20 protein-coding genes are annotated in these 25706 nt (G+C 40.6%); 7 read left to right on the top strand and 13 right to left on the bottom strand.

Annotated features, from left to right (window positions below):
• Positions 1-25: 25 nt before the first annotated feature.
• A complete protein-coding gene (locus tag QVH07_RS03540; RefSeq protein ID WP_289998765.1) occupies positions 26-400 on the bottom strand; it encodes a DUF2200 domain-containing protein in 375 nt (124 codons plus the stop codon).
• Between the two features lie 118 nt (positions 401-518).
• Positions 519-3596: a VPS10 domain-containing protein gene (locus QVH07_RS03545; protein ID WP_289998766.1), complete on the bottom strand. Its 3078-nt coding sequence runs from the start codon at positions 3594-3596 to the stop codon at positions 519-521.
• Positions 3597-3786: 190 nt separating this feature from the next.
• Between QVH07_RS03545 and QVH07_RS03550 the strand changes: the two genes are divergently transcribed.
• The gene (locus QVH07_RS03550) at positions 3787-4239 is read left to right on the top strand and encodes a hypothetical protein (RefSeq protein WP_289998767.1); all 453 of its coding nucleotides are present in this window, start codon (positions 3787-3789) and stop codon (positions 4237-4239) included.
• Between the two features lie 4 nt (positions 4240-4243).
• Positions 4244-5434, top strand: coding sequence for a GTP-binding protein (locus tag QVH07_RS03555; RefSeq protein ID WP_289998768.1), 1191 nt, complete (start codon positions 4244-4246; stop codon positions 5432-5434).
• A 23-nt stretch (positions 5435-5457) separates the two neighbouring features.
• Here the strand turns inward: QVH07_RS03555 and QVH07_RS03560 are convergent, their stop codons facing one another.
• Positions 5458-6141, bottom strand: a complete 684-nt coding sequence (locus tag QVH07_RS03560; RefSeq protein WP_289998769.1) for a LytR/AlgR family response regulator transcription factor — start codon at positions 6139-6141, stop codon at positions 5458-5460.
• Entirely contained in the window at positions 6119-7219 is a 1101-nt protein-coding gene (locus QVH07_RS03565; RefSeq protein ID WP_289998770.1) for a sensor histidine kinase, read from the bottom strand. The genes QVH07_RS03560 and QVH07_RS03565 overlap by 23 nt, the downstream gene beginning before the upstream one ends.
• Positions 7220-7428: 209 nt before the next feature.
• Here QVH07_RS03565 and QVH07_RS03570 point away from each other — a divergent pair, with 209 nt between their 5' ends.
• Together QVH07_RS03570 and QVH07_RS03575 are read left to right on the top strand one after the other, a co-directional pair.
• A complete protein-coding gene (locus QVH07_RS03570; protein WP_289998771.1) occupies positions 7429-7860 on the top strand; it encodes a MotA/TolQ/ExbB proton channel family protein in 432 nt (143 codons plus the stop codon).
• 126 nt (positions 7861-7986) lie between these two features.
• Positions 7987-8616: a 2OG-Fe(II) oxygenase gene (locus tag QVH07_RS03575; protein ID WP_289998772.1), complete on the top strand. Its 630-nt coding sequence runs from the start codon at positions 7987-7989 to the stop codon at positions 8614-8616.
• A gap of 39 nt (positions 8617-8655) precedes the next feature.
• Here the strand turns inward: QVH07_RS03575 and QVH07_RS03580 are convergent, their stop codons facing one another.
• The 3 genes from QVH07_RS03580 to QVH07_RS03590 all read right to left on the bottom strand — a co-directional run bounded on the left by QVH07_RS03580 (position 8656) and on the right by QVH07_RS03590 (position 14713).
• Positions 8656-9852 (bottom strand): esterase, encoded by a 1197-nt coding sequence (locus QVH07_RS03580; protein ID WP_289998773.1) that lies wholly within the window; start codon positions 9850-9852, stop codon positions 8656-8658.
• 182 nt (positions 9853-10034) lie between these two features.
• Positions 10035-11468 carry a phage tail sheath family protein gene (locus tag QVH07_RS03585; RefSeq protein ID WP_289998774.1) on the bottom strand — a complete coding sequence of 478 codons (1434 nt, stop codon included), beginning with the start codon at positions 11466-11468 and terminating at the stop codon, positions 10035-10037.
• A 71-nt stretch (positions 11469-11539) separates the two neighbouring features.
• Positions 11540-14713: a WD40/YVTN/BNR-like repeat-containing protein gene (locus tag QVH07_RS03590; RefSeq protein ID WP_289998775.1), complete on the bottom strand. Its 3174-nt coding sequence runs from the start codon at positions 14711-14713 to the stop codon at positions 11540-11542.
• A gap of 109 nt (positions 14714-14822) precedes the next feature.
• Between QVH07_RS03590 and QVH07_RS03595 the strand changes: the two genes are divergently transcribed.
• Entirely contained in the window at positions 14823-15698 is an 876-nt protein-coding gene (locus QVH07_RS03595; protein ID WP_289998776.1) for a carbon-nitrogen hydrolase, read from the top strand.
• Positions 15699-15700: 2 nt separating this feature from the next.
• Complete coding sequence (locus tag QVH07_RS03600; protein WP_289998777.1) at positions 15701-16774, top strand: agmatine deiminase family protein; 1074 nt, start codon at positions 15701-15703, stop codon at positions 16772-16774.
• Positions 16775-16795: 21 nt separating this feature from the next.
• Here the strand turns inward: QVH07_RS03600 and QVH07_RS03605 are convergent, their stop codons facing one another.
• Genes QVH07_RS03605 through QVH07_RS03615 form a run of 3 tightly spaced genes read right to left on the bottom strand, consistent with a single transcriptional unit; the run spans position 16796 to position 19829 of the window.
• Positions 16796-17476 carry an ABC transporter ATP-binding protein gene (locus QVH07_RS03605; protein ID WP_289998778.1) on the bottom strand — a complete coding sequence of 227 codons (681 nt, stop codon included), beginning with the start codon at positions 17474-17476 and terminating at the stop codon, positions 16796-16798.
• The gene (locus QVH07_RS03610) at positions 17473-18729 is read right to left on the bottom strand and encodes an ABC transporter permease (RefSeq protein ID WP_289998779.1); all 1257 of its coding nucleotides are present in this window, start codon (positions 18727-18729) and stop codon (positions 17473-17475) included. Before QVH07_RS03610 ends, QVH07_RS03605 begins: the two co-directional genes overlap by 4 nt.
• Positions 18726-19829 carry an efflux RND transporter periplasmic adaptor subunit gene (locus tag QVH07_RS03615; RefSeq protein WP_289998780.1) on the bottom strand — a complete coding sequence of 368 codons (1104 nt, stop codon included), beginning with the start codon at positions 19827-19829 and terminating at the stop codon, positions 18726-18728. The genes QVH07_RS03610 and QVH07_RS03615 overlap by 4 nt, the downstream gene beginning before the upstream one ends.
• 151 nt (positions 19830-19980) lie before the next feature.
• On the opposite strand from QVH07_RS03615, the gene QVH07_RS03620 reads away from it, so the two are divergent.
• On the top strand, positions 19981-20829 hold the full coding sequence (locus tag QVH07_RS03620; RefSeq protein ID WP_289998781.1) for an alpha/beta hydrolase: 849 nt from the start codon (positions 19981-19983) through the stop codon (positions 20827-20829).
• Between the two features lie 67 nt (positions 20830-20896).
• Here the strand turns inward: QVH07_RS03620 and QVH07_RS03625 are convergent, their stop codons facing one another.
• The 3 genes from QVH07_RS03625 to QVH07_RS03635 form a co-directional block, all read right to left on the bottom strand.
• Positions 20897-21181 (bottom strand): hypothetical protein, encoded by a 285-nt coding sequence (locus QVH07_RS03625; protein WP_289998782.1) that lies wholly within the window; start codon positions 21179-21181, stop codon positions 20897-20899.
• The gene (locus QVH07_RS03630; RefSeq protein WP_289998783.1) at positions 21178-21765 is read right to left on the bottom strand and encodes a hypothetical protein; all 588 of its coding nucleotides are present in this window, start codon (positions 21763-21765) and stop codon (positions 21178-21180) included. Before QVH07_RS03630 ends, QVH07_RS03625 begins: the two co-directional genes overlap by 4 nt.
• Before the next feature lie 209 nt (positions 21766-21974).
• Positions 21975-25475: an SMEK domain-containing protein gene (locus tag QVH07_RS03635; protein ID WP_289998784.1), complete on the bottom strand. Its 3501-nt coding sequence runs from the start codon at positions 25473-25475 to the stop codon at positions 21975-21977.
• Positions 25476-25706: the final 231 nt, after the last annotated feature.

Here is a 25706-nt window from a genome sequence, read left to right on the forward strand (position 1 = left end):
AAGTCAATTCTAGACTAAAGCCAAATCAGGCTTTCAAAGGCTGGCGAAGGATTTTTTCCATTTTTCTTCCCTTCGCCAATTCATCTACCAACTTATCCAGATATCTGGCTTGGCGAGTTAAAGGAGTGATTATTTCCTCAATTCTATAGCCGCAGATGACCCCTTTTATTTGTTCTGAATTCGGGTTCAGATCCGCCTGTTCAAAAAAGTCTTTGAAGGTTACTTTTTTGTCGATTAGCTCTTTCAGTTTTTTATCATCAAAACCTGTGAGCCATTCGATCACCTCATGTAGTTCGTCCTTGGTTCTTCCTTTCTTTTCAATCTTGGTTAGATAGTGTGGATAAACTCCGGCAAAAGTCAATTTTGCAATTTTTTCGTCGTGTTCGGGGGTGGTAGCCATGATGTGTGAGAGTCAAATTTTCAGACAAACTATTTATTCCAATTTAATAAAATCTAAGATAAGGTGACAAAAAAAGCCCCGTCAGGTCAATGACGGGGCACCTTTTTATCTTCAAAGTCTATTTCTCCAGACTAAGGCGATTTTCCTTTTTTAGCTTTCTATTAATTTTCGGAACTACGTCCGAAAGAACTTCTTCTTTTTCTGCTTTAAGAACTTCCACCATAGAGGAATAATAATCAAATTGGGACTGCTGATCACCGGTCCAAGGTCCTATGTAATTTCCGATTTGAGAATAGAGGGTTCGGATACGACTATTAAGCTCGGCATATTTTCTGGCTGATTCTTTCAAGGGCTCTGCCACTTCTTCATCGTATTCCACATTTTTCTCCTTTAGCTCTGAAAGCTGAGAGTTTAATTTCTGTACGTCTGATCGATCGGAACTAACTTTAGAATAAAGCTCCAGCACCTTCCATTGAGATTCAGTCCATTCTCTTCTCACATCAATTGCTACCTCAAGTCGGGGGTCATCAGAAACCCTAAAAACCTGAGAAAAGCTTTGTTCATCCACTTGCAGTTTTGCAGTGTATAATCCAGGTAAAACATAAGGCCCTTGGATTCTAGATCTGCCTGAGCCTGCTTGTTTCACGTCATATCTTAAGTTCCACATGATGCGATGAAGTCCTGATTCATTTTTTGGATCTATCTCGCTGATGAGCTTTCCTGATGCATCATAAATTCCAAGAGAAATATTGTCTGAAGCAACCGAGTCCTGAAGAAAATAGTCTATCGCAGCCCCAAAGTCTGGGTTTTCGCCCCGATAGTACATGTCACCAGTGTGAGCTCCTTCCCGGGTGTAATTGATGATTTCTGCATCGGCTATGGAAAATAATGCGGCTTCCTTGCTCAGGGTTTCAGAAGTCATTTCCTGAAGGGAATTCAAATGATCCAAAATCCAAACACCTCTACCATGTGAGGCGAGAATTAGGTCATTATCTCTTGGATGAATGACCAGGTCATTGAAAGGAAGCGTTGGCATATTACTTTTAAGTTCAGTCCAATTTTCTCCACCATCTATAGTCACAAATAGTCCAAGCTCAGTACCTAAGTAGAGTAAATTCGGATTTTTTGGATCTTCTCTTAAGGTTCTTGCCACACGATCCTCCGGTAAGTCCCCAACGATAGAAGTCCAGGTTTTCCCATAATCATCTGTCCGATACACGTAATTGGTAAAATCATCATTTCGATAATTATTAATGGCCACATAAGCTCTTCCTTCTTGATGGGAAGAAGGCTCAATGGTATTGATCCAGGTTTCTTTTGGAAGGCCAGTTAATTCAGAAGTAACATCATTCCAAGTCTGACCGTCATCCCATGATACTTGAAGAAGTCCATCATCTGTTCCTACGTATAGCACTCCTGGTTTATGTAAGTCTTCCGCTATTGCCGTTAAGGTTGGGTAATAGGGAATTCCATCATCGAGAGAAGCAGTATTTTCGTCCGCTCTTTGTCCCATGATTAGCAACTCTCTTCTATTGACTTTTGTGGTCAAGTCTCCCAGTGATGTCCAGGTAGCCCCTTTATCAGTGCTTTTCCAAAGGATATTTGTGCCAGCATAAATTGTGTTATCATCATGATGAGAAAGGAAAAAAGGCCCATCCCAGTTTCCTGGTGCCATAGCATTACCAAGTTCTGGCTCAGGAAGCCCAGGTCCCCAGGCATCCCAATTCCGTCTGGGGCCGATTCTACCATTTGGATCTCCGGGACGAATGCTTTGTCTCTGACCCGTGTTCATGTCTAATCTCGATAAACCCAGGTACTGTGATTCTGTGTAAACTACATCAGCATCATTTCTATCCGGTAGGTTCAAGAAACCATCACCACCTCCGAGCTTTTTCCAGTCAGAATTAATGATTCCTCCATATCGATACGTTTCACTAGGACCGACCCAACTACCATTGTCCTGAAGCCCTCCGTAAACATTGTAAGGTTTGGCATCATCGACAGCCACTCGGTAATACTGACTCACGGGAAGATTACTTACCCATAGCCATTTTAATCCTCGGTCATAGGAAATCCCTATGCCTCCGTCGTCACCTTTGATCACATGCCTTGAGTCATTTGGGTTAACCCAAAGAATCCTATCATCTCCATGTAGAGATTGTCTGGGAGAAGTAAAAGTCCTTCCACTATCACTGGAATAGCTGTATTGATTCATCATATAAATCCTGGACTCGTCGCTGGGATCCACCAAAGGCTGCGAGGCGTACATGGGCCGAGGATTCCAGTCACTCATCAATTCCCAACTCTCACCTTTATCTTTGCTTCGATAAAGCCCGGCTCTTCTTTCATTATAGGCTGTGGAGGCGTTGTATTGGAAACCTTGTTCAAGTGAAATAAAGACCACCTCAGGATTATTTCTATAAATTGAAATTCCTATACGCCCATAATCTCCTTCCGGCAATCCATTTGTCAATTCTTTCCATGTCTCTCCACCATCTGTAGATTTGTGGAGTCCGCTTCCAGGACCTCCACCATGAAAGCCATAGGGTCTCCTTCGCCTTTGGTAAGTAGCTGCATAGAGAATATTCGGATCAGTAGGATCCATGGCTACATCAACTACACCCGTGTCTTCATCCACATATATTAATCTCTCCCAAGTCTCACCACCATCTTCGGTCTTGTATAATCCACGTTCTTCATTTGGCCCCCAGAGATGTCCCATGGCTGCTACATAAGCCACGAGCGAGTCCGTAGGGTGGAGGGCAATTCTTCCAATATGGTGTGAGTCTTTCAAACCCATATTTTTCCAGCTTTTACCACCATCGGTAGATTTATACACCCCATCTCCCCAAGATGAACTTTGGCGGTTAGCCCGCTCACCAGTTCCTACCCAGATAATGTTTGGGTGATTTTGATTTAAGGCAATCGCACCAACTGAATGAGTACCCTCATTTTCAAAAACAGGCTCGAAGGTGATTCCATTATCAGTAGTTCTCCATACGCCACCCGTGGCTGTGGCAGCATAAAAAGTATATGGATCAGATTCCAAAACAGCTAGGTCCACAATTCTACCACTCATAGTAGCAGGTCCGATATTCCTCAGAGGGAGGCCATTAAGTAGTTCACTAGTGAGTTCCTGTGCTTGAATGGAGCTGAAGCTCAAAACTAAGAGCACAATAAGGGTTCTAATTTTCATGTTGGGGGTTTTTAGGATATTTTGAAATTAAGCACTGAAGCGTGCCCGCCAAAGTTTTTTTTAGGAGTGGTTAAATTTTGATAAAGGCCCAAATGAAAAGGGAATAGAAATCCAATAGAAAATAATCCGGGACCTGGTTGATTATTGCGTAAAAATGCAACAATATTGCAACTTATTAAGTTTTCTTAGCGTGAGACAGTTTTCCACACTTACACTAGCCCTACTTTCCAGCTTAATTTTTCATATCGCTTGGTCTGCCGTGCCTGAGGAGAAGAATCTTTGGGCACTTTTTCAGCAGGTGCCGTTCAAGGAAAAGCTAAATAGAGACTTTGGTATGTATTTCTATTACCCAGAGTTTACTGATGAATTGATTGCACTGGAGGGTAAGGAAGTAGAGCTCAAAGGTTTTCACATTCCTCTCGATCTCGAGAGAAATGACATAATAATTCTATCCAAATATCCCATGGCAGAGTGCTTTTTTTGCGGAGCCGCTGGCCCTGAATCGGTGGCTGTGGTTTATACTAAAGAAAAACCAAGACGATTGAAATTAGATGAAATCGTCACCGTTAGGGGCATTTTGGAGCTCAATGCAGACAATGTAGAGGAAATGACCTTCATCATTAAAGAAGCTGAACTAGACTAAATACATGAAAAAACTACCCGTTACTGTACTTAGTGGTTTTCTTGGAGCAGGAAAGACCACCCTCTTAAATCATGTTCTTCATAATAAAGAAGGATTAAAAGTGGCTGTAATAGTCAATGACATGGGGGCAGTCAATGTTGATGCTCAACTCATCGAGCAAGGCAATACCCTTTCTAAAACGGAAGAAAAGCTGGTCGAAATGAGTAACGGCTGTATCTGTTGTACTCTTCGAGAGGACCTGATGATTGAGGTGCGTAAATTGGCTCAGGAAGGCAGGTTTGACTACTTGCTTATTGAGAGCTCTGGAATTTCAGAACCGCTTCCTGTTGCACAAACATTCACGTTTGTAGATGAGAATGAGAAGGCCATCCTAGGAGATGTGAGCCAACTTGATACTTTGGTCACTGTAGTGGATGCTTTTAACTTTTACAAGGATTTTGGAAGCCCGGATACTATCGTATCAAGAGGGATGAATGATGATCTTGAGGACACCCGATCCATCGTGAATCTTCTGACTGATCAAATTGAATTTGCCAATGTGATCCTCTTGAATAAAGTGGACATGGTCTCAAAAGAGCATGCTGAGGAGTTGGAAGCGATACTTCAAAAATTGAATCCCAGGGCTAAAGTAATTAGGACAGAAAAGGGAAATGTGGACCTCAAAGAAATCCTAAATACAGGTTTATACGATGAAGATTTGGAGTCGGCATCTGAAGCATGGATGGAGGAGTTAGAAAAAGAGCATACTCCTGAAACGGAGGAATACGGTATAAGTAGCTTTGTTTTTAAAGATAAGCGACCATTTCATCCTGACAGATTCTGGAATTACATTCAGTCGAGTTGGCCAGCAAGCATCATACGTAGCAAAGGGCTTTTTTATTTGGGTTCTAGAATGAATGAAGCTATTTCCTGGTCGCAGGCAGGAGGAAGTCTTAAAGCTGAACCAGCGGGTGTATGGTGGGCTTCCATGCCATTTCAGCAAAGAATTCGATATGCGTCCTACTTGGATAATCAAAAATGGATCGAATCCAGATGGGATAAAAAATTCGGGGATCGAATGAATGAACTTGTGTTGATTGGTCAATTTCTGGATCAGGAATCAATCCTGAAAGAGCTGGATGAATGCCTGATGACGGAAGATGAATTGAATAAGATGGCAAAAGGCGAGAAACTTCAGGATTCCTGGCCATTCTAATCCATTATTTATCCTCCAGTTACTTATTCGAATTGGCCTAATCTTTCGAGTACCTCATTCTTGAAAGATCGGCTGATCGTCAGCGCTTTGCCGTCTATCTGGATGAATTCATGGGTATAGGATTCGATAGCTCCCAGCCTTCCAATAAAGGAGCGATGGAAACGGATAAACTTACTTTGCGGAAGCTTCTGGAAAAAGTTGTTCATACTTTCCCGGACAATCAATGTTCTTTCACGCAAATGAATTTTCAGATAGTCCGAGTAGCTTTCCACATAGCTGATTTCATCAAAAGCCACCTTTTCCATTTTCCGGTCCTGGCGTACAAAAATAAAATCGGAATCCCGGTCTGAGGGAGAAGATTGCTCGGCTTTAACTTTCGAAACTGCCTTTAAAAAACGGTCAAAAGCAATGGGTTTAAGCAGGTAATCTGCGGCTTGGAGATCAAAGCCCTCTATGGCAAATTCCCGATAGGCAGTAGTGAAAATTACATGAATCTCTTTAGGGATAATCTTGGCCAGTGCCATTCCATCAATTCCGGGCATATTGATATCCAGAAAAACAAGATCCACGGAATTATTCTGAATACAATTAAACGCCTCATTCGCGTCAGAACAAGTCTTGACCAGGTTCAGAAAATCCAGCCGGGAAACGAAGTCCTTTAGAATATTCTGGGCTATAGGTTCGTCATCTACGATCAGGCAATTCATGTTTTTTGATTTTATTTGTTTGCAGGGAAAGCAGTACCCTAAAGATACCCTCATTCTCCGTGATCTCGAGTTCATAGGCTTCCGGATAAAGCATTTCAAGCCTCTTTCGAATATTCGATAAGCCTATTCCAGAAGATTGCGAGTTACTGTCCTTTTCCTTCTTCTCAAATGAGTTTTTAATGGAGAAATCTATCCTGTTTTCCCAAGTCTGAATTTTAAGATCAATGAAAGACTTTTTGCCTGAAACCTTTCCATGTTTGAAGCTATTTTCCAAAAAAGGAAGCAAAAGCATTGGAGGAACCATTACATGTTTTGTTCCCTCAGGGAAACTCGTAACTACCTCCATTTTTTCTCCATGTCTTAACTCTTCCAATGCCATGTAATCTTTCAGATGATTGATTTCATCCTCAAGGGAAACCAAAGACTTTTTGGTTTGATACAGAATGTAATCCAAGAGGTTAGAAAGTTTCAGAATCAAGTCTGGGGTATTCTGTTTTTTGGCAATAGCCGAACCATAAATGGTATTTAAGGTATTAAAAAGGAAATGAGGATGAATCTGCATTTTCAGGTAGGAGAGCTCTTCCTTTTTTAGCTGCAGCTCCCCATCCAGCAAAGCATATTGAAGTTCCTTGTTTTTCAGACTAATCTGATATCCCTCTCGATAGACAGCGAAAAGGGATACAACCAAAATTACCATGTAAACACCAATCATGATCAGATAGAGATTTTTAGTAGCTAAAAACTCCCGGTCCCAATCTGGAATGGCCTGAGAAAAAACCAAAGCATAAAAACAGGAAATCACAATGAAAAACATTGAAATCACCAGGGCATAAACCGTGTACAATGCAAACAATCCATATTTTTCTTTAATCAAATAATTAGGAATAAGCTTTTTACTAAAGATATTTGCCGTGACGAAAGTGACCGGAAGAAGGAAGAGGCCAAATGTGAAGGATGGTGCTAGGTTCGAAAGAGTGATCCCAAAGTAGAAAGTAAAAAACAGAAGAATACCTACGCAAAGCAGAGCTTGCTTGATAAACTCGATGAGTAAGACCTTTCCAAGTTTTTTAATATTCATGAATGCTTAAATATTAGCTAAAAAATAAGATTCACAAAGAATAATCGGTGAACAACCGATTTAGCGGCCTTCTCAACAAATAAGCTACTTTGAATTTCAAAAGCACCGCTAAATATGCAATCTTACCTACTTAATCGGTCGGCCATCGCATTGAATAATATGCCTAGAACTTTTGCCTTTTCTTCGGTGAATAATCAAAATTAAAAACTATGATATTCACAATCGCCACCCAGCTAAACTCTATTGCCTCTACTTTCGCAATCATAAATCGATTCAGAGAAGGAGGGCCTTTTGGGATGACTCTTGTCTTGGTTTGTCTTATTCTAGCCATTGTATTTATCGCTTTGGCTGGGAAGCACATGAAATCGAATCAGATCTCCTTTGAAAAATTTAAATCTCTTGCCAAACAAGTAGCACTACTTGGACTTGTCATAGGTTTATTCAATGCAGTGCTAGGGTTAATACAAGCCTTTGATGCCATAGAGGCAGCAGGGGATATTCCACCAGCCATGCTGGCAGGCGGGTTAAAAGTTGCACTTCTTTCTCCTCTGTTTGGTATCCTTACTTTTATCATTGGAAGAACAGGGACTTTCATTCTGGATTGGGTGAATAAAGAAAATCAAACTTCAACTGAAGACTAAACCAGCAATATTAGTGAAGTTAAAAGGAGCCTAGTGCTCCTTTTTTGTTTACCACAAAGTCCCAAGGTTAAAATTTCAATTATTCTACTTCGGAAACATCTATATTTGCCGACTATTTGAAATGAATTGAAAAACTGCCATGAGCTTGAGGACTGGCTCTCCTGGATGGATGAGCTGGCCGAAAAAAATTACGTCGTTGTAGATCATTTTTTAGGCCCGGAAAGGCTAAATATCATTCAATCATTTTTCCGCTCTCATCTGGATAACTTCACCAAAGCTGGAATAGGCGCACTGGCGGATAATATGGTTAGACCTGACATTCGCGGAGATTACACCTACTGGCTTGATAGAAAAAGAGATATAGAACTGGAGGAGCTCTGGAATTTGGTCGATGAGACCATGTTTATCTACAATCGCTATTGCTACCTGGGCTTATCGGGATACGAATTCCATTTGGCACATTACCCGAAAGGAGGGCATTACGACAAGCATCTGGATCAGTTCAACAATAGAAGCAACCGGACAATTAGCATGGTGATCTATCTGAATAAGGATTGGCAGAAAGGGGATGGGGGAGAGCTTGAGATTTTCAGAGAAGATGGAAGTACTGTGTTAGTAGAACCTCTGGAAGCCCGCTGTGTGATGTTCAAAAGTGCAGACGTTCCTCATGCGGTTTTGGCATCGAATAAACCTCGGTACAGTCTGACCGGTTGGCTCCTCCAGCAGCCATCTGCTTTAGGTCAGTTTTTGGGCTGATGAAAAAATAACCCCGGGTTTTGTTCCCGGGGCTGAGTTTTATTGAAATAATCTTGGGGCAAACTGTGTGAGATAAACCCTCCAGTTTCTCCAGGTATGACCTCCCTCACTTTCTACGTACTCATGAGGCATATTCATGGAATCTAGCTTTGCCAGGAACTCCTGATTGGCATCATAGAGAAAATCTGTTTTGCCTATGGCAATCCAATAGAGCTCATATCCATTGTCCATTTGCGTTTTCAAAGTCTCATCGAAGTCGCTATAGACTTTTGCGGTAGCATCTTCCCTCGGCATGATCGCAGCTGAAAAGGCACCCATATAATCAAAGGTATTAGGATAGTAACGTGAAATATGAATGGTGTGGAATCCGCCCATGGATAAACCTGCAATTGCTCTGTTGGCTTTATTCGCCTTAACTCTGTAATTACTTTCTACGAAACTGATAATATCTTCAAAAGACCCCTCGTAAGTTCCATCCATGGTTTTTGGAATCATGAATTGGGGCTTATAGAAGTTTTTGCTTCCTTCTCCGGGTGCGCCATCCTGAATCACATTTCCATTAGGCATCACCACAATCATGGGTTTCGCTTTCCCCTGAGCTATCAGATTATCCATGATTTGGGCGGTACGCCCAAGAGAAATCCATGCTTCTTCATCTCCGCCAGCACCATGTAGGAGATAAAGTACCGGGTAGCTCTCGCTGGAAGACTCATATCCGGGAGGGGTATAAATGGTGATTCGTCGATCCATATCCAATCCAGGAGAATCATACCATCTGCGCGTCACAGACCCATGAGGAATATCATTGGTTTTGAATAAGTCTGCATGACCACCACCGATGATAAAAATATTGGTTGAGCTGGCGACGTCCCGGATTAAAAAGGGATTGTTAGGATCATTCGTACGAAAGCCGTCAATAATAAAGGCGTAATTATAAAGTTCCGGTCCCAGATTATCTGAGGTGAATGTCCAGAGCCCGTTTTCATCCTTGGTTAATTCTGCCTTGCCAGGCCCATCCATTTCCCCCATAGGCGTTTCCATTTTTTCTGTAGGAAGGAAATCACCGGTGATTTCAACTGTTTCTGCATTGGGTGCAAAGAGTCGGAAGTTTACCGTGTTATCGGGATTAATTTCCGGAGATATAATATTCCTGGCACTAAAGAGGGCTTCTTGGGCCCATCCCAGATGAGCCATGCTAAGTAGCATCATAAGTGTGAGAAGTAGGTGTTTTTTCATGATTTTGAGTTTAATGGTCTGAATCGGATAAAAAGTAGGTAATGGGACTTTTAAATCCTATTAATTTTAGAATGATGGATTTTTGGGGTGGGAGACGGATGTTTTTTTGAGTCTAGGCGGTTCTATAATGGGCTGGATTTTGGAAGATATACCTGGTGTAAATACTGGAAATGTAAAGTATATCAAGGAGATTTCATCTTCTGTAAAACAGAGAAAACAATAAATTCCGCTGGTCTGACCACAGCCATACCAATTTCAATGATCATCCTACCCTCAAGAATATCATCTGGAGTCATGGTGCTACCTAGACCGACCTTCACGAAATATGCATCATTTGGTGTAGCTCCCATAATTCCTCCTTGTTTCCATAACATGGTTAAATAATTCTCAATCATAGATTTAACCGTGACCCAGGTGTTGTTATTATTCGGTTCAAAAACCACTTGCTCCAGTCCCTTTTTAATGGATTCTTCTACCATCATAAAAAGCCTTACAACAGGCACATAGCGCCATTCATTACTATTTCCATCCAGTGTCCTTGCACCCCAGATTAGCACTCCCTGTCCGCTAAATGATCTAATCGCATTGATAGACTTTCCTGAAACCGGATCGATATTCATACTTCCCTGTTGGGTATCATTTATTGAAACACTTGGCTTGATCACCTGATTCAGGGAGACATTTGCAGGAGCTTTCCAAACCCCTCTGCTCATATCCACGGAGGTGTATTGTCCCGCGACTGCCGGAGAGGGAGGCATCAATACAGGCATACGCTCAATTTTAGATTTGATACTTTGGTACAAGTAGGGACTTTCACTTTCGATGGAGGCCATAGAAGTTTCGCCTGCACTGGTGGTTACGGTTATTTTCGCCGGGTCAAATGATTTATTTAAGCTCATTTCCAGAAAAGGGTAATAAGCTGCCCCATATTTTAGTCTGCCTGCACCACTTACCTTGTTTCTGAATAAACTTATGTCATCGGAGTAACTACCACCATGGGTATACACATCACAAATTGAAAATCGGTCTTTCAGCTTGCTACATTCTAAAAGACTTCGGTTGATCAGATCGGCATGCTTTTGAGGGTTATCAAGATTTATAGCTTCAGGGATAACTAGCAGAGTGATTTCATCGATGGCAGATGTCTTCAGAAGTGCTGATTCCAGATCCTGATAATTGATCACCCCATCACTGTAAATGCCGCAAGAGACTACGAAGCAGGAACCGCCACCATTTGCAAAAAATGACTGCATGGCATAATGCATCAGATACTTTGATGGAGAATGAAAGTCCACCGTAGGGTCATCGTGGTTAGTGGCGTCTATGCTAATGCCACTTTCCTTGGGAGAAGAGCCAAAATATAATTCATACTCAAAAAGAGAATTAATCCTTTTGGTGGTCAAGTTTTGACCGTTTTGTATTTCGGTCTTTTCGGTATAGCCTATAAAAGCCGGTACAGCTGTCTCAACTTGCGCTATGGATTTGGGGAGATTAGAGATCTCTTCTACATAAACACCAGGAATCTGGTAGGATTTAGTTTGCTTGGCTGTAGCCTTTTTGGTGGTCCGAAACCTGTCCGTCAATTTTTGAAATGAGATCCATTTATTTTTTGCCATAGGTGTCTGATTTCCTATAAGTTAAGGCTTATTGATGGTAAAGCCATCTTGATGGGTTGACCAATCACATTTTATTCTTCCCCACCAGTCCCTTCTAAGTCAATCTTTCTATTCTGCTGCTGAAGAGCTTTGTTAAACTTTTCAATATCAGTATTAATGAGTTCATCAAACTGCTTAATAGCTGCCTGTAGTCTCTCATCTAAAACTTCATAAACCTCTCCTTGCTGATCCGTTGGTCTGAAGTCGATTCCACTGGAATTGATGTCTGAGGCAAGGGCACTTAGCCGTCCATATAGCTTGATTGGGGAGCGAAAGGCATCTTCGCGAGCTCCAGTCAGTTGGATATCATAAAGTTTATTTGCGATTTCTTCTGCCGCTTCTTTTAATCGAATTGCTTCTTTGGTGGTCGCATTATTGGACCCTTCAGAAATTATAGCTTCCAACTCAGACCTAAGAACTTCTACTGTATTTATATTGCTGACCGCAAGATTCATCGCATCTCGAAGTTGAAGGGAAAAAGCTACCTGAGCTCTGATGTCTTTCAGGGATCCCTCCGCGTGTGGATCTTTAAGTACCTCGAATTCAGTAGAAGTTCGTTCTAAAACATTTCCTTCTTCATCGCTTAAAATCAAGGAGGCTTCGTATATCCCAGGTACCACTCTGGGTCCAAATTGCCCCGCCATCAGATCAAGATCCCACTGCACCAGCGGTCTCCATCCTTCCCCGTTTAGCTGAACCCAAGGTCTTCCAGGAGGAGCTACTCGAAGTTTTGGGGTGTAGGTAGGCTCATAGCGTAGATCCCATTGAGCGCGATTTGCCCCATCCTCTATTTTTACTTCCATGCTCCTGACCAGTTCCCCATGAACATCATGAATTTCTATTTTGGCAGTTCCATCGGTACCTTTGGGGATGAAGTAATTTAGGCTAGCCCCATAGCTAGGGTTTCTTCCTGAATTAAAACTTACTCCATCTGTCTTGATGTTTTCCTTGTTATTGAATCTCCAGGCATCCCTGACATCATAGAAGGCAAGTGTCTTTTTCTGGTCCAGACCTCGAATAGCAGAAAGATCATCCAGAATATAGTATCCACGACCATAAGTGCCTACCACCAAATCATCAAAACGCTCTTGTATCTCAAGCCAATAAACCGGTGCAGGAGGAAGGTTTAACTTGATTTGATTCCAGGTGTCTCCATCATCATGACTGATAAAAACCCCATTGTCCACACCTACGTAGAGCATTCCCTCACGCTTGGGATCTTCTTTAACCACATGCACGAATGAAGATTCGGACTTTGGAATGCCATTGGAGATTTTGGTCCAGCTTTGCCCATAGTCTGTGGTTTTAAAAATGTATGGGTCAAAATCTCCCATCTGATGTAAGTCCACGGTGATGTAGGCCGTAGCCTTATCATATCTGGAAGGTTCGATATTAGCGATGGTACCCCACTCTGGAAGGTCAGGAATATTGCTCGTAAGATTTTCCCAGTTTTCTCCACCATCTTTGGTAATTTGAACCTGACCGTCATTGGTTCCTACCCAAATCACACCAGCTTCGAATTTGGATTCTTCTATGGCAAATAGCGTTGCACCATCGAAAGTCATTAGGTTGTCGATGGCTACCCCACCCGAATTTTGTTGATGGGATTTTAAGTTTAGCGTCAAATCAGGAGAAATCACCTGCCAGCTTTGTCCTCCATCATCTGTCATATGCACAAACTGAGAACCTACAAAGACTCGTCCCGGAGTATGGTGAGAGTGGCTCAATGGAAAATTCCAGTGCCATCTATATTTCATATCAGCGGGAGCCCAGCCATAGCCAGCCTCTGGCCATACCCGGACGTCCCGGGAATGTCCTGTTCGCAAATCATGCCTGTCTAGACCCCCATCATAACATCCCGACCAGATAATGTTATTGTCTCTGGGATCAGGCTTTGCGAAGCCAGATTCACAACCTCCCACACCTTTCCAAAGACCTAAGGGAATGTACCCTGCGAGGGAATTACTAGGACCCATATAAGACCATCCATCCTGACGGTTTCCGTACACATTGTATGGAATCTGATCATCTACCGCCACATGATACATTTGGGCAATGGGCAAGACTACTCGCTGGAAGGATTTGCCATGATTATAAGTAATACTGACCCCACCATCGTGAGCCACCATATAGTGATCCGGATTAGTTGGGTTTATCCAGATGTCATGATTATCGCCCCCACCTCGAGGTGGATTAGGGTTACGGGTTTTGCCACCGTCCAGTGAATGAGTAAACCTTACGGTCATTGAATAAATTTCATCTGGATCTCCGGTATTCACCCTAAGCCGTGTATAGTACGGGGCACGCTCATTCCAGTCGTGCTCCTGGCTCATCAGAGTCCAACTCATGCCCTTATCCTCTGATCTCCAAACTTCTGGGCTTTCTGCCTCAAAAAGTGCATAAATGATATTCGGATTACTTCGTGACACATCCACTGAAGTTTTTCCGACTGGACGCTCAGCTCCAAAGGGCAAGCCATATTTATTCAAAGGTTCCCAAGTATCTCCACCGTCGATAGACTTATAAATTCCGCTTCCTTCTCCTCCTGAGTTCAGTCCCCAGGTATTGATATGCACCGACCACATGGCAGCATAAATGATGTCTGGGTTTTCAGGGTCTATCGCCATATCGGAAACTCCTGTCCCCTCATCGATAAACAAAACCTGTTCCCAGGTTTCACCGCCATCCCTCGTTCTATACACTCCTCTCTCTTTCTGGGGACCATAGGTGTGGCCTAAAGCACCTGCAAAAACGGTGTTGGGATCATCTGGATGTACGATCACCCGACCGATTCTTCCTGTCTTTTCCAAGCCTTTATGTTCCCAGGTTTTTCCGGCATCAGGAGAAAAATAGATGCCATTTCCCATCGCATGTGCAGGTCTGATTACAAAAGTTTCTCCTGTACCCACCCAAACTTGTTGAGGATCAGAGGGTGCCAAATCAATGGCCGCTACAGAAGAAACACTCTGCTCATCGAAGATAGGGTTCCAACTGATGCCCATATCTTCAGTCTTCCAAAGTCCACCAGAAGCAGCTCCTATATAGGCAACCTGGGGATTATTCGCTTCGGCAATGACCGCGATAGCTCGATTGCCCTCAGGGCCGATGAAGCGGAAGCTGTGACCATGCAGTTGATCCTCTATTTTGGATTGGGCAAAAAGCTGAAAGCTGAGAAAGGTGAGAAAAACTAATAAGGTTGATTTCATGTGCTTGGATTTTCTTAAATATAAAAATTAGGTCTGTATCTCAGGGATTTTGTTGATAAAAACGAATGGGTAGGAGATAGCAATCCTAGAGATCAATTATCTTTACACCATGAATTCCAAAATGTTAAAAGTCGGCCTTGTTCAATTAAGCTGCAGCAAAGATGTGGCTAAGAATATACAAAAGACTGAAGCCGGTATCAGAAAGGCTGCCGCCAAGGGTGCGCAGGTTGTTGTCCTTCAGGAGTTATTCAGATCCCTTTATTTCTGTGATGTGGAGGATTACGAAAATTTCAAGTTGGCGGAGGCTATTCCCGGTCCTAGCACGGAAAGTATGGGAGCATTGGCTAAGGAACTTGGAGTGGTGATCGTGGCTTCACTTTTTGAGAAAAGGGCGGAGGGTCTCTATCATAATACCACAGCTGTTCTGGATGCCGACGGTTCCTATCTTGGGAAATACAGGAAAATGCATATTCCAGACGATCCCGGCTATTTTGAAAAATTTTATTTCACTCCCGGAGACTTGGGTTACAAGGTTTTTCAAACTCGATTTGGAAAAGTAGGTGTTTTGATCTGCTGGGATCAATGGTACCCGGAAGCGGCAAGGATAACTGCTTTAAAAGGAGCGGATTTTCTGGTTTACCCTACCGCCATCGGCTGGCACAAGGATCAGGACCAGCTCACCAATGACGAGCAATATGGAGCCTGGCAAACTATCCAACGTTCACATGCTGTCGCAAATGGAGTTCCGGTCATTTCTGTAAACAGAACAGGAGTGGAAGGCGATATGCAGTTTTGGGGAGGAAGTTTTGTTGCCAATGCTTTCGGTCGGGTGACCTACAAGGCTTCCCACCTGGAGGAGGAAATTCATGTGGAAGAAATTGACCTGGATGGCTCAGATCGCTACAGAACTCACTGGCCTTTCCTTCGGGATCGCCGAATAGATAGTTATGAGCCAATAACCAAACGCTACCTGGACGAGGATTAAGTATGGCTGATGTATTCGAACTGGCTCGATCTGGAGCATCAACTCCAGCGGAATTAGGCTATTACTTTCCAGCGGAATTTGCTCCTCAAGAATCCATGTGGTTGTCTTGGCCTCATAAAGAAGAGTCCTGGCCGGGCAAAATTGAGAAGGTTTTTGCGCCCTACTCCCAGTTTATCCGAGAAGTAGCTAAAGGGCAGAAAGTAAATATCAACGTGGCCGATGAAGCCATGAAAAGCTTTGCGGTAGCAAATCTGGAAAAAGCAGGGGTGGATTTAAGCAAAGTCCATTTTCATTTCTTTCCAACCAATGATGCCTGGTGTCGGGATCATGGTCCTGCCTTTGTGATCAATCCCAAAGCAGCACAAAAAAAAGCCATCGTCAAGTGGAACTACAATGCCTGGGGAGATAAGTATCCTCCTTATGATTTGGATAATCAGATTCCCATCCGAATAGCCGAAAAGCTAAACCTTCCCTGCTTTAAGCCGGGTATCGTCATGGAAGGCGGTTCGGTTGAGTTTAATGGAAAAGGAACACTCCTGACTTCCACCGCTTGCTTACTCAATAAAAACCGAAATCCACATCTCAACCAAGCACAGATCGAAAAATACCTTTGTGATTATTACGGAGTGCAGCATATTCTTTGGGTAGGGGATGGCATTATCGGAGATGATACCGATGGGCATATTGATGACATCACGCGTTTTGTGAATGAAGATACCGTGGTGACCGTGGTGGAAGAAAATAAGGCCGATGAAAACCACGAGATCTTAGCTGAAAATTTAACAATGCTAAAGAAAATGCGTCTGGAAAATGGCAAGCAACTCAATATCGTGGAGCTTCCTATGCCAAGTCCTGTGATTTGGGAAGACCAGCGACTTCCCGCGTCCTACGCTAATTTCTATATAGGAATTGAGGTGGTCATCGTACCTACATTCCGCGATAAAAACGATCAAAAGGCTTTAGATATCCTTTCAGACTGTTTTCCGGGAAGGAGAGTGATTGGAATTGACAGTACGGATATCATCTGGGGCTTGGGATCTTTTCACTGTCTGAGTCAGCAGGAACCGACTGTTTAGTATGCAGTATGCAGTTTAAATTTAAATCACCCTTCCATCTTCCATTTCTATAGTTCGATCTGTACCCTCTGCGAATTCCGGATCATGGGTCACGATTAGCATGGTCTGACCAAATTCCTTGGCTAATTTTTTAAACTCCTCAAAAACGATATCTGAGTTTTTCTTGTCCAGATTGCCTGTGGGTTCATCACCCATGATGATTAATGGGTCGTTAATCAAGGCCCTGGCTACGGCTACACGCTGCTTTTGCCCTCCAGAAAGTTGATTGGCTTTTTTCAGGGCATGGTCTTCCATCTCGAAAATCTTCAATTTTTCCATCGCCCGATGTTCCAGTTCTTCACGGGAGTATTTGCCAAGCTTTAAACCTGGTATCAGGACATTTTCCAAAACAGAAAATTCATTCAGTAGATAGTGGAACTGAAATACAAAGCCTATTTTCTCATTTCGAAGCCTAGCCAGCTGATTTTGGGGTTTTCCGCTAATGGATTCCTCATCGATCAATAGCTCCCCATCATAGTCCGTATCCATGGTCGATAGGATATAAAGTAAAGTGGATTTGCCACAGCCGCTTTTACCCACAACAGACACAAATTCACCCCGGTTGATCACAAAGTTCACCTTCTTAAGTACCTGAACCTTCTTAGGATTGTAAAAATACTTATCGATATTTCTTGCCTCAAGGACTGGTTTCGGATTCGTCATTTTCCTCTGATGATATCTACAGGGTCTACACCACTGGCTTTTCTGGCAGGGAAATATCCAGCCAAGTAAGTGGTGATCACACTGAATATTCCGCCTATGCTATAATACTTGGGATTATAATCTACAGGGAAGGTTTTAACCGTTGGCAAAGCTTCTGTCTCGAAAGGAACCTGGTCTATTCCCAGACAGGTCACATAGCCTAAAATCAATCCTATGGCCCCTCCAAGAATCCCAATAGTCAGAGCAATGCTAATGAAAATTCTTTTTACATCGCTGCTATTGAAGCCGATGGCTTTAAGAATAGCGATGGTGTCCAGCTTTTCATAAATCATCATGTTCAGGATATTATAAATCCCAAAGCCAGAAACCACAAGGAGAGTGATTCCAACGGCATAGCTAATAAGAGAACGGATACTCGAACCTGTTTCAAATTGTGCATTAACCGTTTGGATATCATCTGCCTCTATTCCAAAAATATCCCTGTAGTCATTCGCAAATTCGGGAGCCCCATTAAAATCCCAAAGTTTCACCTGTATATCTGTGAGATAAGAATTTGACTCACCAAGCATTTTTTGGACGGTAGAGATGGAGGCAAAGCTATTTACATTATCAAAATCGGCCAATCCAGATTGATAATAGCCCACAACCTTTAGCCGCAACTGACTTCCCTGTGCTGTGGTCACTTGAATCACATCTCCTATATCCGCGAGAATTCGATCAGCTACCCCTTTCCCGAGAATTATACTGTTGCTTTGGTTTAAATCCAATGGATTACCGGTGGTTACATAATCATCAAAAAAGAAAAGCTCAGTTTCCTTTTCGGGATTTATACCATTCACCAAGCCATTTAGATCGATACTTCCTACATTATAGAAAACTTGCGCAGAAACCTTGGTACTGATTCCTTTCACTCTTGAATCTCCTTCAAGAGTTTTGATGATGGATTCTGAATTATAAATTGACAAGCGTGAATTACTCGGCTTGATCGACCGTATCACATTCCATGTTGATTCTGGATCAATAACCTGATCAATCGGCTGATTAGGATTGGGTTTAATTTGATTATAAAAGCGAACATGTGGTGTTCTGTTCAGGATTAATCCATCCAAAAGAGTATTCAATCCATTCATAAAACCCAGGAGAGAGACAAACATGGTGATACTAAAGGTCACCCCGATGGCAGCAATGAGGGTTTGTTTCATCCTGGCAAGCATTAAAGCCTGGGCAATCTCTATGATCAGTTTCCAGCTCATTGACCACGTTTTACCAGCGTGGTGTTTTCGTCCAAGCCCTGGAGTATTTCAGCATATTCATAGTTCTTGATTCCTACATTGACCTGTATAGAATCTCCATCTTCAGACAAGACGTATTCATCATTTATCAAATACGTTCTTGGGATAATGAGGGCATCTTCCTTTATGGCTAGGATGATATTTGCTTCCAAGCTGAGATTGGGATAGAGAACTTCAGGCGCTCGGGTAAAAAGGGCTTCGAGAGTAAAAGTTTTAGTAGCCTCATTCATCAAAGGATAGATTTTTGAAACCATTGCCTGGAAAGTCTCTTCTTTATAACTATCCATGGTTACGATAACTTCTTGACCTGTTTTCACCTTTGAAATGTCATATTCATCTACTTCAAGTTCAAGGATGAATTCATCCGCGCTGCCCAAAACGGCAAGTGGAGTCTGAGGCGTTACCATTTCTCCTTTCTCTTTTAGCAAAGCATAGACTCTTCCATTGACTTTACTTTTCAGCACGTATTCACTTTCCAACACCCTGCTGATGGCAAGATTTTTCTGGGCACTTTTCTCATTGAATTCTATGTCTTTTTTCAAATCCTCATACTTCAGCAAAGCAGTTTCATACAAGGTTTTGGAGTTTTCATACGCCAGCTGTCTTTGCTCAAATTCCACCGCCGAGCCTATATTTTGATCATAAAGCCGCTTCTGACGAGCATAAAGCATCGAATCATTTTGCATTTTGCTTTTCGCAAAGTCGGTATTCAGCTGTAGATCCCGAAGTTTACTTTCGTTCGCCTGTTGATCTGCATATGCCCTGGCTAATTCGGCATTTTCTCTGCTCAGTTTTTCTCTCTCAGAAAAGACCGCTAGAATGGGATCACCGATTCTGACAGAATCTCCTTCTTCTACAAAAATCTCCTGAATCGGACCAGATGCGGAAGTGAAGGCTTGATATTGATTGACTGCCTTGACTCTACCTGATGCATAAACTGATTCAGTGATGGTTCCTTTATTTGGCTGTATACTTTCTTCTTCAGATCCTGAGCAACTCCAGAAGCATAGGCTTGAGATGATCAGACCTAGAACCAGAAAATGGCTTATTTTTTTACTCACTTCATTTGCTTTGGTTGGTTTAAATTAAAGCATTTAAGGGAGGAATTAAGTTGATATTTATCATTTTTGGGTATTAACCTTTTTCTGGGTTCGTGTCGAAGGTCGCTGAACATTCGAACCAGGTTTTGATTATTCTATGAAAGTTCAACTCATGAAAGCCCCATCACTTCTGTTAGCTCTTCTGATTTTCACAGGCGGCTGCGCCTTCAAAGCTGTTAAGCAGGAGAAAGACATTCAATACACAAGTAAAATCCTGGATTTAAAACTCCCCAAAAAGGAATTGAATGTCTTCGCTCCCAAATTCGCAGACAATCTCCCCGTCTTGGTTTTCTTTTATGGTGGAAGCTGGGAGAGTGGAAAGAAGGAAACCTATGGGTTTTTAGGAAGGCGTCTGGCGCGCAGGGATCTGGTGGTGGTCATCGCAGATTATCCACTTTCTCCGGAGTACCAAATTCAGGAAATGGAGAAATCTGCGGTTGAAGCTATTTTATGGACCAAATATAATATCCAGGAGTATGGAGGTGACCCCAATAGGATTGTGGCTAGTGGCCACTCAGCAGGGGCTCATTTAGCTTCCTTGGTTACCATGAAAAATGATATTTGGGATTCACTCGGAATCGAGAATCCTATTGCAGCTGCTATTCTCAATGATCCGGGAGGAGTGGATATGCCCTGGTTTTTTGAAGTCACTAAGGGCACAGGAGAAGGGGATAAGTATTACAAAACCTTCACTGAAGATCCAGAGGTGTGGGAGGAGTACAGCAGTATTTATGCCCTGGATGGGGATGAACCTCCGATCTTGGTATTGAAAGGGGAGAACACTTATCCGGGGATTGATTATACGGTAGATCGATTTATGGAAAAAGCTGACTCCTTAAATGCCGATGTGGAGGTATCACTCTATAAGAAAAAGAAGCATATCCCCATGATCACGCAATTTTTCTGGACCTGGTCTCAGGGCTATGATGATGTGATCGATTTTATGGAGAATTTGGATTAGGTTTTAGTGGAAAATGGAGAGGTTGTAACGCCTAAGCTAAGAAACGTGTCCCGAAGGGCATGTTTTCTTAGGTATTGTTGTGTGGGGTTTTCATTTTTTTGATTAGAAATATGGGTGTCATTATTGTCAATGCAGTCCCAACAATCAGGATTCCATATTTCAGAATTCCAACAAAAGCTATAAATCTTAAGTTTCCTGAACCAACGTCAAGATAATTGGCTACAGTTTTAGAGTTGTCAAGTCTATAGAAGACATAAAGAAAAATGAGACCCATAGACAAAAGGATAATTAGACCAAATACATTAGTCATTTGTTCCTTTCTGCTATTTTCTCTATCACCTGCTGTTCTCAAAGTTTATGGTTTTCTCTGTTAATTCCGTTAAATATGTCTCTCAAGTCAATAGTCTTTTTAACCAATTCTGTTTCTTCGTCTATTCCACGCAATTTTTCTCCGAGTCGTTTAAAAAAGCCTTTATCATCGAATCTATAAGTGTATTCCGAAGCGAACTTTGATAGCTTTACTGTTGACTTAATTATTTTTCCTTCACCAATATATTGAACCTCTTGACCATCTAATCCCGCATTCAATTCTTTATCTATTCCTTTTAAGTTTCTCAAGTCAAAATCGAGGCCTGGATCACCGTATTCAGGAGGGTCTGCGAAATGACCTTGTTCAAAATACTGGCTTGATTTCTTTTGATATGCGGTATAGCCAATAGTCAATGGATTAATGATTTCATAATGGATTAACTTGCCGTTCTTCTTTAAGAAAGTAACCACGATTTCCGTTTGGATCGTATCGTCTTGGAATGTATAAGTCTCTATGTTCGCTTGATTTTTGGTCGTAGTCTTTGGCGGATTAAACCGTCCGTCAGTCGAAAACAGCCACCGAAAGTACTCCGACCAATTCTCAAACTCCTGACCTTTAAATCTCACTGCTTTCTGTTTTTATGACACACAACGCTCTGGCTATGCACCGTGGCGTGTTTTAGTTCGTATTTAGTTTCGTTTATCTAAGTAGCGAATTCTTTGAATTCGCATAGTAATTTCTTTTTCACACTGTGCGAATTCAAAGAATTCGCGGGCTATCAAGTAACCACAAACCTATCGTAACCCACTGACACGACATGGTGTCATAGGTGTTGTTATGGGCTTTTTTCCAGTTCACGTATGATTGAATTTGTCTTTTCATTTGCTAATTTCCGCAAATCTGGAAGCAGTTTAGCTTGATATATTCTTTCCTTTTTCTTCTGTCTCATTTTTGTAATAACAGCTTTCTTTGAATTCAAAAGAATGTCAGTTATAAAATTTGAATAAGCTGCAATCTGTCGTAATTCGGAAAGAGCTGACAAAGTTTTGTCAATATCTTCATTCTTAATGGTGTCAATTATATTATGCTTGTTTCGGTTTAGAAAACTGGTAATGTCTGATTCGTAGTAATTGTCAGTTGATTTAGAAAGAAACCTAATCGACTGAAAAAGGGGTGAGATATTAAAGACCTTATACGATTCGGTATTGAGTCTATTTTTAAGCTCAGTTTCACAATGCTTTTTGATTACCGAAGGAGACATTAGCCAGCCATAATAGAAACCTTTGATATAGTCCGTAATACCTAGTTTATTATAACTGCTTTCAGAAGCTATGTGACTGACTAAATATTGATCAAGTATTGTAGAAATTTTTGAATTGCAATTCAAAGATTCGTCCTTGTAAAGTTTGTTTTTTAGTTTGTTTAGATCTTCTAAAGCCTGACTAAAGTTTAGCTCTTTATGTTGTAAAGCTTTTTGAACTACGCTATTACTTACCTTTTGAAAAAGGTCAATAGTAAAAGCTTTGTTAATTGAAGTTAAAACACGAAATAAATCTTCTGAATAAGTAAACTTATTTTCGGTAAAGAACAATTGAATATCACTAGGCTTGACGTTTTTTATTAGACCACTTGTAATTTCTTCAAGGTTGAGAATCTTTGGGTTAGAAAGTACTTGAAGTGTATTACTATTTCTAGTAATAAGGTCTAATATTCTGTCTTTTGTGTATGATACTATTTCAGAGGAAGAATAGCTAAGATATGTCTTTTGAAACTCGTAATAAATCAGTAGGTGATTCAAGTCACTAACTGAATTAAGTCTCTTTTTAAATCTGTCAGTTGATGTTATTTCAGCTATTATAGAAAAGTATTCATGAGTATTGTTGAACAGTTTTCTAATTTCAATTGCTCTTGCAGTAAAATTTGAAACGCTGTTCTCATTTAGGAATTTCGTCTTGATTAGACCGTTTCTAAAGTCAGTTGAAATTCTTTTTTTTACGTAATCAGGATTTAATTTGGAAAGGTCTGACACGGATTTGCAGTATTCTGATAACTCTGCTTTATCCAGATTACTATCTATGAAATTGTTTTCGACTGCTTTAAAAAATATTTTTTTAGAAATAGATGTTCCAATAGCGTAATCAATTTTTTGAAGTTCTCTAACTGATTTACAAAATTGATCAGTCTTCAATTGTACTGATTTATCAATTAGTTTATCCCAGTCTATATTGCGAATTAAGCCTATTAACAACTTCCTTGTTTCTGTTGATTTATTAAGCTCAGAAAGGGAATTTGTAATATTGGATAGCTTTTTTAATGAGTTAATCTTTTCTAACCAAGTCGGAAAATCGAAAGAATGAAGTATTCGACTTACTGTTTCTGGAGACTTTTTTCGTCCAATCCTGTGTGTTAATTCAACAATTGAGTTTGTGTTGGCAACTTCATTTACCCTAAGAGTTTTATGGACTGTATCGGATAAAGAGCAATTAAATAGAAGTTGATTTAATTGTTCTAATCGAGTATATGTCATGTAATCATCATAAACATAAAGGCTTAAGTGATTAGTCTTATAGTACGTAAGAAACGATTCAAACAGCGATGAAGTTAGTTCACGCTCTAATAGCTCAAATGATTGAAATACTATTAGTAAAATTTGATCTACCTGAAAAGGATGTAAGTACTCATTTCTTATCTCCTCGGATATTATCCGATTTACTTTTGATGAATTGATTAGACTAGGAATAATTTCATTATCAACTGACTTATTAAGTTGAATTATTGTCAAACATATGTTTATGCTGTTTTCTTCAGTTTCAAATTTTTCAATGTAATCTAAAAGAAGGTTCGACTTTTCAGTATTTGATAGGGTTCCATTAATATAATTCAGTGAATCCCATATTAGTAAGGCATATTCTCTATGTGGAAAGAAAGTGAAATCACTGTTGAAATACTGAAGTATAATTCCTTTTTCACGTAGGGTGCGATTTTCTTTCACATAATTCCTCATTGGAATAAAAGGAATATCGTTTTTAAACAATAGGGTATAAATGTACAAGGCATCTGACTTGATATCATCTATTTCATGTTCTTCATAGAATTGTTGAAGTATTTTGTTAGAATCAATCTTGTCCAAACTGACTATTGAGTCAGCCTTGTTTTTTTTCTCCCAGAGTCTTAATGCAATATTAAGTTTAAGTAAGTTGTTATTGGTGTTTTTTAGTATTTGACGAAAATCACCTTTTCTCCAGATTATAGAAGAATCGGATTTTATATGTCGATTTATTCTTTTCTTGATTATACCAGAGACTTTTTCATTAAAGTCTTCGTGTTTGTCAATTCTATAGTACGGAATACCTTCAATCAATTTATAGATATTCTCCAAGTCGTATTCATCAAACGTTTTATAGTACCGACTTAGATATAAAGTTGATATCCATGCGTGACCAGCAACCTTTTCTTTTAATCGTTTAAAGATTTCAATGTTCTCATGGATGTTGTCAATGACGAGTAATGAATAGTTATGAGAAATTTGTGTTATATCTTGATTTAAAAACCCCATTTGAATATTGGGGTTGGAAAGATCCAAATAGAATATTTTTCGAGTTTGTATTTTTTGACAAATTGAGTAGCCTATTGTGGTTTTACCACTACAAGGATTTCCTAATATGCAATAATCTTTTAGCGATCCATTTTCAACACCCTTCGTGATGTATTTTATGGTTTTCAGTTCTTTTTCGGTTAAGTAAATTGATTCTTTATGATTAAAGAAATTGTCATAAATGAATGGTTCTCCCTTCTTGATTTGTCTAAAGAGATTTAAAGAATGTAATCCCGAATATTCGCCCGAACTTTCTTGTTTTAATAACTCTGTTAATCTTAGCCTTTTTTCCAGAGGTGATTTATTGGTATCACCAATTAGTCTGTTTACAGTTTTGATATAAAAGTCAATTCCATCTATTGAGGTATAAGGTTTTGTGGTGTCAATATTCTTCTTAAGATAATTTGTTTCTGTGATGAAGAATATCCATACCTTATTCAGACCTTCATTTTTCCAATATTTAAGAGTACCATCTATTGTATGGTCTATTTTCCCTTTTTCATTTGATTTCTGAGCTGTTATTTGAATGCCCAATCTTCGACTTCGATCAATTAGATCAATTGCTTCAGTATTTACTTTGTCATAAGCAAGATTCTGAAGAGAAGGTAGGTCGTAAATGGTGCTTAGAACCCTTAAGAAAAAGTCTTCTGTTTTAGTCGTTTGGAAGTTACCTTGAGAAATGTCTTGTTCAATTAACTGAACAACCGCAGAAAAATTATTTTCAAGGTCATTTTTATTCATTAATCCGATTTTTCAGTTTTGCCCATAACGGTAAATTGTATGAGTAGTGGCAGATTGCGTGGTACATTCCTGTCAAACCGTTACGCTGTTTGAGCGGGCTACAAACCTCGATATTTACCACATCGTCTGCCATTACTTATACAAAATGTTGCAAACCGTTTTTGCTCATATCATAATTATTCTTTCCTTTATTTGCCTTTAATCTAAAACAGTTCAATTAGTATCACTTTT

Source organism: Algoriphagus sediminis (assembly GCF_030403435.1).
GTDB lineage: Bacteria > Bacteroidota > Bacteroidia > Cytophagales > Cyclobacteriaceae > Algoriphagus > Algoriphagus sediminis.